13 protein-coding genes are annotated in these 15102 nt (G+C 45.4%); 4 read left to right on the top strand and 9 right to left on the bottom strand.

Features of this window, described 5'->3' with window-relative positions; all coding sequences use genetic code 11:
• From IQ257_RS25375 to IQ257_RS25345, 7 genes are all read right to left on the bottom strand, one after another.
• Positions 1–437: hypothetical protein (locus IQ257_RS25375; RefSeq protein ID WP_193933298.1), on the bottom strand; the 437-nt coding region annotated here is incomplete at its 3' end.
• A 324-nt stretch (positions 438–761) separates the two neighbouring features.
• Positions 762–1613, bottom strand: coding sequence for an MBL fold metallo-hydrolase (locus IQ257_RS25370; RefSeq protein ID WP_193882437.1), 852 nt, complete (start codon positions 1611–1613; stop codon positions 762–764).
• Between the two features lie 641 nt (positions 1614–2254).
• The gene (locus tag IQ257_RS25365) at positions 2255–2776 is read right to left on the bottom strand and encodes an inorganic diphosphatase (protein ID WP_193882439.1); all 522 of its coding nucleotides are present in this window, start codon (positions 2774–2776) and stop codon (positions 2255–2257) included.
• A 1136-nt stretch (positions 2777–3912) separates the two neighbouring features.
• Positions 3913–4872 (bottom strand): DUF362 domain-containing protein, encoded by a 960-nt coding sequence (locus IQ257_RS25360; protein ID WP_193880276.1) that lies wholly within the window; start codon positions 4870–4872, stop codon positions 3913–3915.
• Positions 4873–4895: 23 nt separating this feature from the next.
• On the bottom strand, positions 4896–5177 hold the full coding sequence (locus tag IQ257_RS25355; protein WP_193880279.1) for a hypothetical protein: 282 nt from the start codon (positions 5175–5177) through the stop codon (positions 4896–4898).
• A 111-nt stretch (positions 5178–5288) separates the two neighbouring features.
• Entirely contained in the window at positions 5289–6194 is a 906-nt protein-coding gene (locus IQ257_RS25350) for an ExbD/TolR family protein (protein ID WP_193880282.1), read from the bottom strand.
• A 63-nt stretch (positions 6195–6257) separates the two neighbouring features.
• Positions 6258–6980 carry a MotA/TolQ/ExbB proton channel family protein gene (locus IQ257_RS25345; RefSeq protein WP_193880285.1) on the bottom strand — a complete coding sequence of 241 codons (723 nt, stop codon included), beginning with the start codon at positions 6978–6980 and terminating at the stop codon, positions 6258–6260.
• Between the two features lie 305 nt (positions 6981–7285).
• On the opposite strand from IQ257_RS25345, the gene IQ257_RS25340 reads away from it, so the two are divergent.
• Positions 7286–7588, top strand: a complete 303-nt coding sequence (locus IQ257_RS25340) for a YkvA family protein (protein ID WP_193880288.1) — start codon at positions 7286–7288, stop codon at positions 7586–7588.
• Positions 7589–7714: 126 nt separating this feature from the next.
• Here IQ257_RS25340 and IQ257_RS25335 read toward each other — a convergent pair whose 3' ends face one another.
• Entirely contained in the window at positions 7715–11344 is a 3630-nt protein-coding gene (locus tag IQ257_RS25335) for an eIF2A-related protein (RefSeq protein ID WP_193880291.1), read from the bottom strand.
• A 237-nt stretch (positions 11345–11581) separates the two neighbouring features.
• Between IQ257_RS25335 and IQ257_RS25330 the strand changes: the two genes are divergently transcribed.
• The 3 genes from IQ257_RS25330 (at position 11582) to IQ257_RS25320 (ending at position 14294) form a co-directional block, all read left to right on the top strand.
• On the top strand, positions 11582–12322 hold the full coding sequence (locus tag IQ257_RS25330; RefSeq protein WP_193880294.1) for a PEP-CTERM sorting domain-containing protein: 741 nt from the start codon (positions 11582–11584) through the stop codon (positions 12320–12322).
• A gap of 135 nt (positions 12323–12457) precedes the next feature.
• Complete coding sequence (locus IQ257_RS25325) at positions 12458–13225, top strand: PEP-CTERM sorting domain-containing protein (RefSeq protein WP_193880297.1); 768 nt, start codon at positions 12458–12460, stop codon at positions 13223–13225.
• 229 nt (positions 13226–13454) lie between these two features.
• Positions 13455–14294 carry an ADYC domain-containing protein gene (locus tag IQ257_RS25320; RefSeq protein ID WP_193880300.1) on the top strand — a complete coding sequence of 280 codons (840 nt, stop codon included), beginning with the start codon at positions 13455–13457 and terminating at the stop codon, positions 14292–14294.
• A 160-nt stretch (positions 14295–14454) separates the two neighbouring features.
• Here IQ257_RS25320 and IQ257_RS25315 read toward each other — a convergent pair.
• A partial coding sequence (locus IQ257_RS25315; protein WP_193933296.1) for an o-succinylbenzoate synthase occupies positions 14455–15102 on the bottom strand: 648 nt, incomplete at its 5' end.

The following is a 15102-nucleotide window of genomic DNA, read 5'->3' as shown; positions in this document are numbered from 1 at the left end:
GGCAGGGGTTGGTTTGGAGGGATGGTATTCGGCTTAATGCTATCGGGGATTTGAGCGAGAGGCTGGAAGGGATGGGCATGGCTGGCATGAGTGCTGCCAGTTTGAGAGGAATGGGCTTGGAAATCCAGTTCTAGAGAGGCAGGTGAGTGAAGGGGAGAGGATTTTGTTGGGTTAAGCGCCACTCCGTCTAAATCCCCAGTCTCCAGTTCCTGGGCAGGAATTGCTTGTCGGGTTTGGGGTGTTGTCCGCTCAGTGAGTTCTATCTCAGTCCCTAGAGGGGTTGAAGTTGGTTCTTGCCCGTCTGTTGATGGGGGTTGTGCGCTAGCTAGGACGATTTCAGCTTTTGTCGGTGTACTTAGCCATAAGGTTGCCAACAAAGCTCCAAGGGTAGCGAGGGGCAGTCGAACTGGTTTGGCTACACGAGTTATGCTATTCATTCAGTGCGCGAAGGGTTTAACTTACTGAAGGGGATAGTGAAGCCCTCTGAATCATAAGAGCGACAAACCTGCCAGGAATTATCGGATTTCAGCAGTTTTGTTAATCAAAAATCACGGGTCGAGCGTAGGATAAAATATGAAATAGAAAATTACCCTATCCTTGGAGGAATGGGATTTGAATAGTGAACAATTTTTGTTTTTTGTCCTTTAGGGGTTATTGATCAATATTTTTTTTAAGAGTCCATTGTTTTCTGATTACAGCACTTCCGACTTTTTTCGTCAATTTTTAGAGGTTTGGCTAGGGAAAGCTCCCAGTTTTGTCACTCAACAGACTGACAGAATCATGCCCTCACGAGCCAGTAAGTTATTGGGAGAGACTGACTGAACTTGCGCTTCAACCCACTCGAGGAAGTCATCGTTGTGGTTGGGATTGTAATGAGATAGGACGACGCGCTTAACTCCAGCCGTTTTCGCCGTCGCAATACCCGTCTGCCAGAGTTCATCTTGCCAACCTAAGGGGGACGATTTGAGGGATTCATCTGAGGAGATGTCACAGGGAGCATCTAATATCAGTAAATCAGCTTGACGGGCTAAGTGTAGCAGATTTTGGTCAATGCGATCGCGATAATGAGAACGTGCGATCGCATAAACGACAGAATGCCCCTGCCAGGTTACTCGATAGCCCATTGAGCGGGATGAGTCGTTGAGCAAGGCGGCTTCAACAATTACCTCATCCATCTTGACTTGATTGCCAGAGCTTAGTTCGTAAAACTTCAGCTCTGACTGCATCACCTGCATGGGAACCGGGAAATTGGGAGCCAGCATTTGGGAGCCTAGACGATGTTCGATGGATGCACCGTTGGATGCGGCTGCTCCGTAAATGTGAAAACAATTTCCTGGAATAAAGGCGGGCGTAAAAAAGGGAAAGCCTTGGATGCTGTCCCAATGGCAATGGGTAAAGAACATATAGGCTTCTACTGGCATTTGGGTGAGCAAATGATTGCCCAATACCCGCAAACCACTGCCACCATCAAAAATCAGGCGTTTTTCACCAATGCGCATTTCCACACAGGAGGTGTTGCCACCATAGCGCAATGTTTCTTTCCCTGGAGCCGAAATTTGACCTCGAACGCCCCAAAATTGGACTACAAAATTAGCGGTAGGGCCAGTTACCATGTTGGCTATGACATTAGATGTGCGTGGGATTGATGACGCTGGATCGAAACCTGGCATCTTTCAATTCGGTTAGCTGCCCTTTGCAACGCTTCACACCGACAAATTTCCACTATATGATACTCAGATGGGAGAGTTAACGGTAGGGAGGTGACAGAGACTTTGGTGTTCAAAGGATCTAATCTTGCCTATCTTAGAAGAAATCAGCGAGGGTAAGGAAGTACAAAAACAAACGATTGATTTAGTAGTTTTCCCTACATTTAATTTTCTAGCATCTCTTTCCCAATCAGGAAGCTTTGAGAGGTCTATCTATCTTAGCCCTCTTGTGTTCGTTGACTTGTGAGTTCTGTCACAGGGGGGCAACGGGGGCAAAATCAAATACAGGTATCCCTAGGCTAACTCTATTATTCTCCCCATGCTCAAAAGATTGACGCTCTGGAAAGGGTGAAAGCCTTGGCTCTCCTCTAGCTTGCCCCCGAACTGCTTTACCGAAGATCTTAGGACATTAGCAATAAACCCCAAGATACCCTAAGGTGGGCAAGAGTAAATAGATGATAGTATAAGCACTTCAGCTTTATAAATCTTGCCCACCCTAACTAAAATCGGCTTGTTCAGATTGGTGTAAAGTGTCAGTTTATCCTAAATTACCGTCCGATTTTGCGACCGGCTTCAATACATTTTTCCACCAAGGGCTTCACCTGAGCGACATCTTGCCAACCGAGAATTTCAGTGACTTTCTTTTCTAAATTTTTATAAGTTCTGAAAAATTCTGCAATTTCCTCTAACCGATGCGGGGCAACATCGTTGAGTGACTTGACTTCAGCATAGCGCGGATCTTTGTCAGGAACGCAAAGAATTTTTTCATCCCGATCGCCGCCGTCAATCATCTCTAGCATCCCAATCGGTCGGGCAGCAATGACACATCCCGGAAATGTTGGCTGATCCATCAATACCATACCGTCTAGGGGATCGCCATCATCGGCTAGGGTATTGGGGATGAAACCGTAGTCGTAAGGATACTGTACAGAAGCATAGAGTACCCGATCTAAAGCAAAGGCTTGCAAGTCTTTGTCAAACTCGTACTTGTTCTTGCTACCCGCTGGAATTTCAATCAAAACGTTGATCAGTCCCGATTTGGGTTGAGCCGGAATGCGTGATAAATCCATGACCAATTCTTAAGCGACACAGCAGATTGGGGGGAACTTGCCATCAAACACAAGGCTATAGCAGTTAAACGCCTATCACAGACGCTAACCAACCCCCGTGTAGCATTGTGGCATACTCCCAGCACTAAGCCCATAATTGTGTGCCGCTAGATTGGATTGCACAACAGCTTACTGCGTACAGGATACTCGGTACAATCATCATTGCTGAGTGATCAAAGTCTAACGAGTCTGCCGTTAATCAATCCATGATTATTTTGCTATTTAAAATTCTTTGAGGCTGTTTTTCTGACCCAGGCAGCGAGTAGCTGGTGTTTAGCAAGGTGTCAAGGCTACGGCTTGAAGAGTAGTAAGCAATGACAAACAAAGGTAAGGTCAGTGTCAAAAGAGCAATTACCGTGCCTAGAATTTCTGCCCACCTATGGGGATGGGGATCAGAAGAGTTGGCAGACGGACTACTGGATTCCATAAATAAGTTGCAGTTCAAACGCGAGCGAATGAGAAATTGATACTATAGAGTTAATTTAAACCCTATACTTCTATTTTAGCAATTTATTTGCTGCTGATTGTCTCCTAGCCAACAATCTCCAAAAAAATTTAAGTTTGATGGGCAGTAACACAATTAAAAAAAACAACTGACTCAAGATAGATTTAACATTGTTTCAATAAATACTCAATCCCTAATATAGGGTTTTTCTATCTGTTGAAGTACAAAGCTTTAGGGAGTGGGGAGTAGGGAGTGGGGAGTGGGGAGTGGGGAGTAGGCTTTTGCCGTGAGCGTCAGCGTTCGACACTTCGAGAAGCCTCAGTGAACACTGAACGTCTCCGCCCTGAGCCCTTCGGCAAGCTCAGGGTAAGACCTGTCGAAGGGTCACGCCGAAGTCCGAACGGGAGTGGGGAAAAACTAAATGTACCTCAACCTAGGCAACCTATCGTAAATCTACAAACCCCAAAACACAAAAACCGCCTCTAAAGAAGAGGACGGTATTGTTAAGCAATCGGAGGGTAGTATCAGCTTACGTTGCTAATTTCCAATCGGGTTGTAGCAGGATTTACAAAATCTAGGTTTTGTAAGTGTAAAAAAAGCAAAAATTTAAGATAAATGTGGCAAAAACAACAAAAAAGGCAACTTAGACTACTTACCGTCGGGCGTTAGTACCAGTTGGCTCTTTAATAAAGCGAATGTAGAGATGTTTGAAGGTAGACCGCATCAGGCGGGGCATACCGAAATCAATGGGCATCAGGGCATCCGGTAGTTTCCAGTCGAGTACCTTTAACTCTTCAGGTTGCAGCAGGGGAAAGGTAATAGCGTCGAGAGGGGAACTCAAACCTAATTTCATGGCTGCCGCCACAGTTGGCACCTGAGTTGGGTCAACGTTAAGAATTTCTACTAAAGAACGATCGAGAGCAAATACATCTACAGAGGCTGCTAGGATATTAAGCGATCGCGGTTCTCCACCACTGGGTCCATTGCCTTGATGACCGACGATGCCGTCTAAAATCGTTAAGTCTGGATTAATCGCTCGTGCTGTTTCTACCAACATCTCCCCAAAGCGCTGGGCATCTTTACCGGCTTCCATGTGCCACCACGCTTTCATTTTACCGGGAACGCAGCCAAACAAGTTCTTAACACCTAGGGTTAGGGTTAACTGCGTGTGAGATTTGACCTTCGGCAGATTGATGACGACATCAGCATGCATGGCTTCTTTGGAGAGCCGCAGGTGGTTAAAGTTGGGGCTTTCAGTTTCGTAGCGCTGACCGTGGAATTCGACAATGGGTAAGTTGAGGTCTTCAATCAGAGGCAGGTAGCCATTTGCCTGTGCAACTCCTTTGGCAGTGCCAAAGGCTGGGCTATCTCCCAAAAAGGGTTGCCCCCCAACCTCCCGTACTAGCTGCGCTACGCAGTAAACAACTTCAGGACGAGTAATGCATTCTTTACCCGGACGCCCAGCCGTGAGCAGGTTGGGTTTGAGCAAAACGCGATCGCTTTTTTTGACAAACGCCCCCATCCCTCCCAACGGTTCCAGCAGGGTTTCTAATGAAGTTCGCAGTTGCTGTTGGTCGTAAGAATTTGCACGAATCAAACTAACGGTAGACATAAAACTGGGGGCTAAGGGCTAGTCTAAACTTTGGCACCACGGGTTAGTGCAGTCACGCGCTGGGCATCGGTAAAGATACCTTGTCCTTGGAGTTCGGTTAGAGGAGGCTTCACTTCCACCTTGATTACCTGAGCGGTAAAAATCAAAACAGTTTGATCGAACAAATTCAGAGTCCAGCAAGGCTGACTGAGTAAAACTGGCAGTTGTTCCTGGAAGGCTTCTGGAGTGACGGGGAACTCGAAGGATTCCGTCTCACCATTGATGTAATGAAAAGTCACTTCTGTGAAGCTATCGGGACTTGGCATCGGCAAACTCTCCTTATTAAGGGTTGTTTTTTACTTGGAGTAGGGGACAGGATTGGGGTTTGGGTTTACTTTACATCAACCTGCTGTCGATAAAGCAACTGTTTATGCCTTTCAAGAATCTGATTCCCCTTCGTCTGTATTGTTTTGAGGAGCAGCACTATCCTGTTTAGGAGTTGTTGTGGCACCAGAATTTGGCACTGGGGAACTACTCGGCTTGCTTTCTGCGTTTGGCGACGAGGGTTGGGGAGTGTTCGAGTTGGTGCCAGATGATTTAGGCTGAGACTGCCCAGGATTGGCTGGACTAGTTCCAGGTAAGCCGAGTTCTGGTTGTCCTGGATTGGCTGGACTAGTTCCAGGTAAACCGAGTTCTGGTTGTCCTAGATTTCCTGGTAATTGCGGCTGGGAATAGGGATTGAACGTACCATCTGGATTTCCGGGAATCTGTCCTGGAAGAGTTTGACCTGGGAGGGGGATGAAGCCGGGAACGCCGGTTCCTGGTGGCATACCGTAAGGATTAATATCGGGGGAAACTTGGGGATTTTCTCCGGGTGAAGTGGCTAGGGCTACGCGAGCACCGCCTACTTCTCGCAACAGATCCAATACTTGCACAACTTCGTTATAACTGGCATTGGGAGAAGCGTATAGCGCCATTGTCCCCTGAGGATTCTTTTGCCGATAATCTCGAAGTTTTTGAATGAAATCCTCTCGAGTTATCACTGGGTCTTTTTCTACATAAACTTGACCTAACTCATCGAGACTGACCATTAAAATCTGCTGACCTTGAGGTGTGCCAGTAGCAGCTTTGGGCAAATCAACACTAATTGCCTGCTGGCGTGACAAGCCCACTGCTGCCAAGATAAAAAATGTCAGAATACAGAAAATGACATCAATTAGAGGAATAAGCTCAATCCGCACGTCTTCAGAGGTTGCGTCCATGCGCAGTCTCAGAGGGCGGGGTAGCGCTGGCAAATAAGCTGAACGAGTTTTTCTATTCCTTTCCTGGGGCAGTACTGTCATAAAAGCTAGCTTGAGTGAAGATCACGATATTGCTTCCGATTTTAGCGAGTCCATCAGCAGAGATTAATGACTAGAGTGATGGCTGGTTTCGGGGGTGTCAGGAACGTCTGCTGTGTTGTTGGACTCTGGCAGTGCGTTCATGGAATCGTCGAGGATATCTTCCCCTTGTAACCAATCTTGCCGATAGAGCAACTCCAACTCACTCCCCGCTTTCCGGAAAAGCTTGACTTGGTTGAACCAAAATGCTTGAAAGAGTCGGTAAAACGCCAGACTGGTAATAGCGATAATCAGCCCCGTTGCCGTGCTAATGAGGGCTTCTCCAATTCCCAAGGTTACTCCAGCGGTGGAAGCGGTTCCCAAATCGCTAATCCGAATTGAGCCTAAGGAGTTAATTAAGCCCAAAACCGTCCCTAGCAATCCCAACAAAGGTGACAAAGCGATAACAGCTTCTAACAGCTTGTCCCCCCGCCGCATGGAGGCTAACTCATCGTCCGCTGCTGCTTCTAAAGCGAGTCGAAACACTTCTGGGTCGGGGTCTGTAAGTCTTAAGGGTGCGTACAAATAGCGCCCCATGGGTTGTCGCCGTGCTCTAAGTGCCACGTCTCTAGCCACTTGCCAGTTGCTGGTTGCCGCATCCAGGACGCGATTGACCAATTGTTTTTCCCTCATCAAGATGCCAGTCCAAAACCAGAGGCGCTCGAAGATTGTACCGACAGCGAGAATCGACAGAGCCAACAGGGGCCACATCGCTATCCCGCCTTTTTCAATAATTTCGACAATATCCACAGTTTGTTATTAACCTCCCTTGATTGCCAAGCACGATAGTCTTTGCTGAGTGCCAGCCACTCCAATTTTAGGGACTTCCTGTCACTTGCAAAGAGGTTGACCTTATTTTTGCTGGTCAGTTGGATAGTTCGGGATAAGAACGTGGCACTAATTGAATTGTCTCTACATTAGAGATGCGCTATGGCACTTCTGTAGAGGGTTCAGGGCAAGACTGGGGTAAATTCTGAACCAAAACAGGAGGGTTTTCCACACGATCGGTTGCTGGGGAATCTGGCAAGATGAGGGTATCTGTAGGGGTAACATAAATGAGCAATTTCTCTATCCAATCACTTTATAACTGGTATCGCAACACTCTTCGCAATCCCAAGTACCGTTGGTGGATCATTTTGGGGACGCTACTTTACATTTTTAGTCCCATTGATATCGCCCCGGACTTTATCCCCATTATTGGGCAAATTGATGATATCGCGGTTTTGACCCTGTTAGTTTCTGAAGTTTCCCAATTACTGATTGACAAAGTAAAATCTCGTCAAGAGGCAACGGTTGCCGCCGACAGTGCTACCCCCAGTGCCAAGACGGTGGAAGTCGAATCTGTGCCGATTGAGTGATAAGGGCCGGGATAGTTCTGCTGCTAGATGGAGGGCGGCTTCAAGGACGTAAAGGGGTTAGAAAATGTCTAAGTCCCCCTAGGAGACTTTTTTACCCCCTCTGGGGTCACTGCGATCGCGCCCAACTCATTCTCTATTTTCTACCGCGCCGAGAGCTTTCAGCGTGGCTTTCTGTGCTTGGGTTAAACCTGTAACCCCAGTGATATTCATGCCTTCGTAGAGTCGGGGTGCTTTCAGTATTTTTAGGCACTCACCCGTATTGACATCCCACAGCCTTGCCGTTTCATCAGCACAGCCACTTGCTACAGTTTGACCAGCCGGACTAAAACTGACTGAGTAGATTTCACGGGTATGTCCGGTGAGAGTTCTGATACATCTTCCAGTGCTGACATCCCATAGCCTCACCGTTTGATCGCAACTACCACTAACCAAGGTTTTTCCGTCTGGGCTAAAGGCAACTGACCATACCCAATTGGTATGCCCAGTCAATGTTTTGATGCAGTTACCCGTATTGACATCCCACAACTTCAACGTTTGATCGGCACTAGCACTAGCTACGATTTGACCATCCGGACTAAAGGCAACCCAAGATACTTTATTTGAATGTCCAGTGAAGGTTTTTAAGCAACTGCCAGTGCTGACATCCCATAGTTTTACACAGTCAAAACTGCTACTGGCTAGGGTTTTACTGCTGGGACTGAAAATGACGAAAAATGTGGAGAGGAAAAATATGGAATTGCTAGGTTCGGTACAAGTTCGGAAACATTGACCCGTTTGACAATCCCAGAACCTGATGCTCTGGTCAAAACCGCTACTGGCTAAAGTTTTACCATCGGGACTAAATGCGACTCCATATACCCAATCAGTATGTCCTGTGAACGTTTTTATGCACTTGCCCGTATTGACATTCCATAACTTCACCCTTTTGTCAGCACCCCCACTAGCGATTGTTTTACCATCGGGACTAAATGCGACTCCTATGACTGCTTTAGTATGTCCCGTGAGCGTTCTCACGCAACTGCCAGTATTGACATCCCACAGCCTCAGTGTAGTGTCAATGTTGCCACTAGCTAAGAGCTTACCGCAGGGACTAAAAGGAACTGCTAATACACAACTGTTGCATTTATATCCGGTGTAAGTTTTGAAACATTTGCCTGTTTGACAATCCCAAAACCGAATTGTACGGTCCAAACTACCACTCACTACTATTTGACCATCTGGACTGTTGGCGTAGCCTGCGCGTAGCGCATAGGTAACGGACTCTACGCGATCACTATGTCCGATGAAGGTTCTTGCACAGCTACCCGTGCTAACATCCCACAACTTCACCGTTTTGTCAGAACTACCACTCACTACGGTTTGACCATTGGGACTAAAAGCGACTGATGTGACTACACTGCTATGTCCCGTGAAAATTTTAACGCACTGACCATCACGGATATCCCAAAGCCTGACTGTGTAGTCAGCACTGCCACTCGCTAGGGTTTGACCATCCGGACTGAAGGCGACTGCATAGACTGAATTCGTATGTCCGTACAACGTCTTAAAGCACTTGCCCTTGCGTACATCCCAAAACTTTACCGTGCTGTCAGTACTAGCACTCGCTAAAATTTGACCATCCCGACTAAAGGCGACTGAATAGATTTCATTCGTATGTCCGGCGAACGTTCTAACGCAACTACCAGTCGTGACATTCCACAACTTTACTGTGTTATCAGCACTACCACTCGCTAAAATTTGACCATCCGGACTGAAGGCGACTGAGTAGACTATATTACTATGTCCGGTATAAGTTTTTAGACAGATGCCAGTACGAACATCCCAAAGCTTCACCGTGTGGTGATAACTACTCGCTAGGGTTTGACTATCTGGACTCCAAGCAACTGATTTTACCCACTGGGTGTGTCTCTGAAAGGTCAAAAGTTGTTTGCCTTTTTGCACGTCCCACAGGTGAATATTATTATCTAGATCAGCCGTCGCCGCACATTTGCCATCTGCTGTCAGTGCTAGTGACGTAACACCACCCAATATGTCAGAAAAAACCGATTGACACAGGTCAGAATTGGCGAAATTGACATTGTGCAAGTTTATCCCCTGGAGGTTGGCTTGCCAAACTGTTAGATGAGAAAAGTCATAACCGCTTAGATCTACCTGTAATTGGCGAAGTAGATTGATAATATTTCCACTTACATATCCGGTCTTTAGGGGCAGTTTCCCTCGTAGCATCTCAAGAATTTGAGCTAGACAATTTTCTAGAATTTTTGAGTCGCTAAGACTCGTAATTAATCCATCAATCACTGGTTGAAGGATGAGGCGGATTTGAGTCTCAATCACATATTCTTTGGCTTGAGCTTTAACCAGAGCGTGACTCCTAAAGAGTTGAAGTTTATCAGGTTGAAAGTTAGCAAGTTTACTAGAACTTTCCACCTTTAAACATTCAATCTTTAACCCAATAATTTCTTCACAAATCTGCTCAATTAATCGAGTAATCACGTACTCCATAACTACAGGTTGTTGTGTAAAAGCTTCGGCGATTTTTTCAATCAATGACCGACGTTGCAAAGAGGCTAGTGCCTGTAGGAGTTCGCTGGCTGATATGGGGGAGACAAAATCTTCCTGCAATTCCTCGAATAACAATGGCTCCCGATTAATCGCTAACCAGTACATAATCTCTTGTTCGAGTTGACTGAGGCGCTGAAACTGTCGCTCTAACAAATCACGAATATCATCAAAAATAAATGTGCCTTTATTTAAAATTTCTAAGAAGTTAGAAAGACTGCTATCAAAATAATCTATAACCGCAGAAGCGACTATCTTTAAAGCTAAAGGATTTCCTGCATAATGTTGAATTAAGAGTTGCCATTCATCTTCTGACCCAAAAAAAGTTCCTTTGCTCAAAAAAATCTCTCGTCCTTCTGTTTGGGACAAACCCTGAATTTGTAAAGAGCGAACGGGTAAGGTTTCGCCTTCTAATTCGGCTAGTCCTTGGGGTTTCTCGCGAGAAGTTAGTACTAAGCAACTGTTGTGGTTTGTCTCCCCAAAACATTTGAGGAGTTGACCATATCCCTGATATCCGTCTCGATAGGTTCCTGTTCGCTCGCCTGCTTGCAAAACTGACTCAGCATTATCCAAAACCAGCAGACACCGCGAGGAGCGTAAGTAATTTAGCAATCGTAAGATTCTGCCGTCTAGGTTAGTAGGCAGATTGGTTTCTTGTTGGTTAGAGAGAAATTGGATTAGTTCTGCCAATATTTCTTCTACAGGGGGTGCATTGCGAAGACTTCGCCAAATGACATACTCAAATCCTGATTGCAGCATTTGGGCAAGCTTGGCAGCCAAAGCGGTTTTGCCAATCCCTCCCATCCCCAGCAGCACAACCAAACGGCAATTGTCCTGAACAATCCATTGTTCTAGAGTGGTCAATTCGCTACTACGATCAAAAAAAAACGAGACATCCGGTGCCTCGCCCCAATCTTGGTGTCTGTTTACAAGTACTAGGGAGAATTTCACCTCTACAGGTTGGGATGGAACCCGATCACCCAAGTCAGCGATCGCTCGCCAATCCAGCGCCAATTTCTCACAGATTTCCACAAACGTCGCATAATCAACGGTTTTTCCAGTGAGGAACCTGCTGACAGTGGATAAAGCGAATTCCAGCTCTTCAGAGAAAGCCCTTTGGCTGCGAAAGCCATTGCGCTGGAGGGCTAATTTGGCTTGCTGAATACAGTCGCTGCGAACTTTGAGCGATCGTGACATAGCCTATTCTTTGAAAGATATGCAGATTCTAGCAGAGTCAGTCACTCGAAAGTCGGTAACAAGTCAGTACGTTCTCAGTCTCGATCTCGGTCATCTGCGTGTTTTGATGAATTTGTAGATGGGATTAGAGCGAAAACAACCTCTAGTAAGTTGCAAACCATCGGTTGCGAGAATTAGTAGCTCAAACATTGCAGCAAATAGCCAACGTCTTGAAAACACAGTTACGGAGGTTTTCTTATGAACAAGTTCTCAATCGCTACGGTTTGTGTTGCCGTTCTTGCCGTAAGTGCAGTGGGTAGCACTCCGGCTGATGCCGCCAGCTTGACACATCTTGACATTTCTGGCAATGTGACTGTTTCTTCAAATTCTTTGCCATTCTTGACGGGTAAGCCTGTAACTAAGGTCAACCGGATAGTGAACCTGGAGGTGAATATTGATAACTTTGCCCAGAGGCTTGAAGATGAACAAGATTCCAACCTAACGTTTCCCATAGTTGGCTATTTGGATCAATACTTACCTAAAGTTTTACCGCCTCTTCCTTCAGGAATTTCTATCACAGCTTTTAGTGGTCAAGGTTCTATTTTTGGTGATGCGGCTAAAACCAATTCCCTATCAGAGTTTTTTTGGTCATACAACTTTGTTCAAGATATTATAACGGTGGATGGCTATGATTTCTCTCGTATTGAAATGTGTCTAGAGACAACCTGTTATCTATCGGGGGCGAGTAATCAGTTCAGTGTTTCTTCTGCTGGGTTTCTCATTGATGACCTCCAAATGAGTTTTAATGTTGCCCAAACTGCAACTCCCGTTGGGGCAAATACATCACAACTGACTAGTATTCCATCCTCCAATATCTCTCAAACTAATACAAAATCTGTTCCTGAACCTGCTAGCATCTTGGGTTTATTCGCAACTCTAGGATTTGGAACATTACTCAAGAAAAAGCATTTACGGAGACAGGCGAATACGGTGGGGTAGTAGGAAAAATCAACTGGGCTAAAACTCTTCTATTATCTAGCCGTCTTTAGATGACTTTAGCTATAAGGCATGGTTTTAACCGCAAGTACGGCAGAGCCAAGAATATACCCACTCAAACTTTATAACTCTACTCAAATGAAATCAATCCGCAATACCCTTCTCAGTGTTGTGCCAGCATTGGCATTAACCGTTAATTTGCTTCCTGCCCAAGCAGGAGTTCTTGCCCCCGGTTCTGTCTATGACGGAAAAACATTGGGCGAATGGTCAGCAGAATGGAATAAATATGTTTATTCTATTCCTGAGTTTGAAGGCCCACTCTCGGATACTACAGGGGAGAAAGCCAGCATTAATCAGTCAGGTTCTGTATTTTTCCTAGTGGGGACGTTTACCGGAGAATCAGTCACACGGCAAATTACGGTAAACGAGAATCAATTGCTGTTTTTACCTCTAATAAGTATAGGGAATAATAACTTTGGGTTACCTCCAAATAAACCCCCAGAGACGGCAGAAGAACTCGCCAGTTTTAATAAAGAGGTTATCGATGGAACAACCTCGCTATTTTTCAACCTTGATAATGTAGCACTCTCTACAGATGAATTGTTTCAACATCGAGAAACTCCTGCCCCATTCAATATTACGCTGCCAGAAAACAATTTTTATGGTGAGCCAGCAGGCAGTTCCTCTGTTGTAGCATCAGATGGCTACTGGCTAATGGTTGAGCCTTTATCTGTCGGCAAACATACGATAAATTTTGGAGGCTCACTTACCTTCCGTGGTCAGTCTTTCTCGCAGGACAATACCTATGAAATCAGCATAGTCCCCGTTCCCGAACCAACTGCAATAGTAGGGTTACTAGGGTTGGGTCTATGTATGGGAATTTCTCGCCGAAAACAGCGCGTTTGACTGAGTGATTGATTCAGGATGAAAAAAGTTAAGCCCCTAAATTTATTTATGGGGCTATTCTTGTCTTATCGTGAACTTTGACTATTTGCGATGAGATTCGGGTGATAGTTTAATTCTCAAACGTAATAATGATGTAGAGAGAGCGATCTCTGTTGCTGAGAGAAGAAATTCTCTGGCGGTTGTTGAGCATGATGCAAGCTATCAAGAGCATCAACACTGAACTAAAAAAATGAAAAAAGAATTTTTATACAGTCTTTTTCTCCTCCCTACATTATTGCTGATGGGTTGTGAGAAGTTAGTAGAGAAGCCGAGAGTTACTTCTCCCACTGAACCTATTTCCCCAAATACTTCTATTGGTGAAAAGACTAAGGTTTTTAAAGGCAAAGACTTAAAAGGCACACAGTTTAATGCCGTTGACGAGCAAGGAAAAAAGCTGGATTTTGAAATCAAAGATGTCGAACTAGACCCAAAAGACTCGGCAAAAGAAACCTATCTTTATACAGTATTTTATCTAGATTCAGCTAATTCTCAATGGAAGAATTTATGTACTCCTGATGCCGAGAATGTCGCCAAGGCAATTCCGCTGACAGGTTCGTGGGATCAGACAGGAGCGCATACTGAATCGAGCGATATTATCACATTTGGCTGTACCAGTGGAGTTCTCGCTAAGTGCGTTCGCTTCGGTTATAAACCGTGGAAAACTATCAACGGAACGTCACTCCGAGATTATCACCAAGCTTGTACGCGCATGGCACGCGCCGATTACTGCGGTAACGGCAAAAGCCACACGCGAGATGGGACTCCCATCAATATATATGACGTGCTTGCTATTCAAAAGAAAACTCCCAACGAGGGTATGGTATTTGAGGCGGCTTGGAGTCCGGATGGTGCAACTTTTATTAATCGAACGAGGTGGTATGAAACACTTGCGGAAATTCGCAAAGAATGTCCGGAAAAAATCAAAAATCGCATTAATGAAGGGGGTGGTTGGGTAACGGCTGAAACGGTAAAGCAAAATTCACCCAATTCGTTACTTTTTAATGATTCACAGGTGAAAAAACGACCTTAGTATTGGTATATTTTTGTGCCTAAGAACAAGAAACCCTAAGCGATCGCATTTTCCTCTTTGCCTAGTTCACATCAAAATAAAAACTGCTGAGGGGGTAACTTGAAGCCCACATTGCAGATGGTATAAAGATTTAACTAAATTAAAGTAGAAAAAGATTAAGTCAGCGCCATTCATCATAATCTTCCTGGAACCAGTGGTTGACACCAAAACCAACGGCGCGATCGCATCGGGATAGTTCTGCTGCCAAATACAGTGCTGCTTGTCTGCCAATAGCAGTTTCAAAGACAGAGGAAAATACGGTATCGAGTTCGTAATTTCGGCACAACTGGCGCAAACGTTTGGGGGAACCTGCGATCGCTGCTTTAATCACAAAAATCCCCCGCCATCCTTTCTGATAACACTCTTCTAGCTGGGCAAGGGTAGCAACGGATTCATCCAAGGCAATAGGCGTTGAATAGTGGGAACTCATCGCCAGCATCACTTCAAACTTCTCAGGGGATAGGGGTTGTTCCAGAAACTCCACACTCCCCACCTCGTCACATACCTTCAGCCATTGTTTGGCTTCGTGCTGAGTCAGCCCCCCATTGGCATCTAAACGCAATTGTATGGACACGGGTAAGGCTTGAACCAACTGGTTAAATAGTTTAAGTTCGTCTTCAAGGGAAGCTACGCCAATTTTCCATTTAAAGGTGCGATCGCCTTGATTCCAAGCAGTTTGCCAAGATTGTAACGCTGCTTTCCCAGTGGGTAAGAGAAAGCTGTAAGTGATTTTTGGCAACCGATTTGGTAACGGATGTAACGGATAAAC

It is taken from the genome of Coleofasciculus sp. LEGE 07092, from assembly GCF_015207375.1.
Classification (GTDB): domain Bacteria; phylum Cyanobacteriota; class Cyanobacteriia; order Cyanobacteriales; family Coleofasciculaceae; genus LEGE-07092.
Note: the sequence above shows the minus strand (reverse complement) of the source record. Positions and strands in the feature narration are given on the sequence as shown.

What these genes read in the sequence shown, in the direction of transcription:
- IQ257_RS25350 (WP_193880282.1), bottom strand. Translation starts at nt 6,194, where the DNA reads ATGACAGTACTGCCCCAGGAAAGGAATAGAAAAACTCGTTCAGCTTAT.
- IQ257_RS25370 (WP_193882437.1), bottom strand. Translation starts at nt 1,613, where the DNA reads ATGGTAACTGGCCCTACCGCTAATTTTGTAGTCCAATTTTGGGGCGTT.
- IQ257_RS25340 (WP_193880288.1), top strand. Translation starts at nt 7,286, where the DNA reads ATGAGCAATTTCTCTATCCAATCACTTTATAACTGGTATCGCAACACT.
- IQ257_RS25330 (WP_193880294.1), top strand. Translation starts at nt 11,582, where the DNA reads ATGAACAAGTTCTCAATCGCTACGGTTTGTGTTGCCGTTCTTGCCGTA.
- IQ257_RS25360 (WP_193880276.1), bottom strand. Translation starts at nt 4,872, where the DNA reads ATGTCTACCGTTAGTTTGATTCGTGCAAATTCTTACGACCAACAGCAA.
- IQ257_RS25325 (WP_193880297.1), top strand. Translation starts at nt 12,458, where the DNA reads ATGAAATCAATCCGCAATACCCTTCTCAGTGTTGTGCCAGCATTGGCA.
- IQ257_RS25355 (WP_193880279.1), bottom strand. Translation starts at nt 5,177, where the DNA reads ATGCCAAGTCCCGATAGCTTCACAGAAGTGACTTTTCATTACATCAAT.
- IQ257_RS25365 (WP_193882439.1), bottom strand. Translation starts at nt 2,776, where the DNA reads ATGGATTTATCACGCATTCCGGCTCAACCCAAATCGGGACTGATCAAC.
- IQ257_RS25320 (WP_193880300.1), top strand. Translation starts at nt 13,455, where the DNA reads ATGAAAAAAGAATTTTTATACAGTCTTTTTCTCCTCCCTACATTATTG.
- IQ257_RS25335 (WP_193880291.1), bottom strand. Translation starts at nt 11,344, where the DNA reads ATGTCACGATCGCTCAAAGTTCGCAGCGACTGTATTCAGCAAGCCAAA.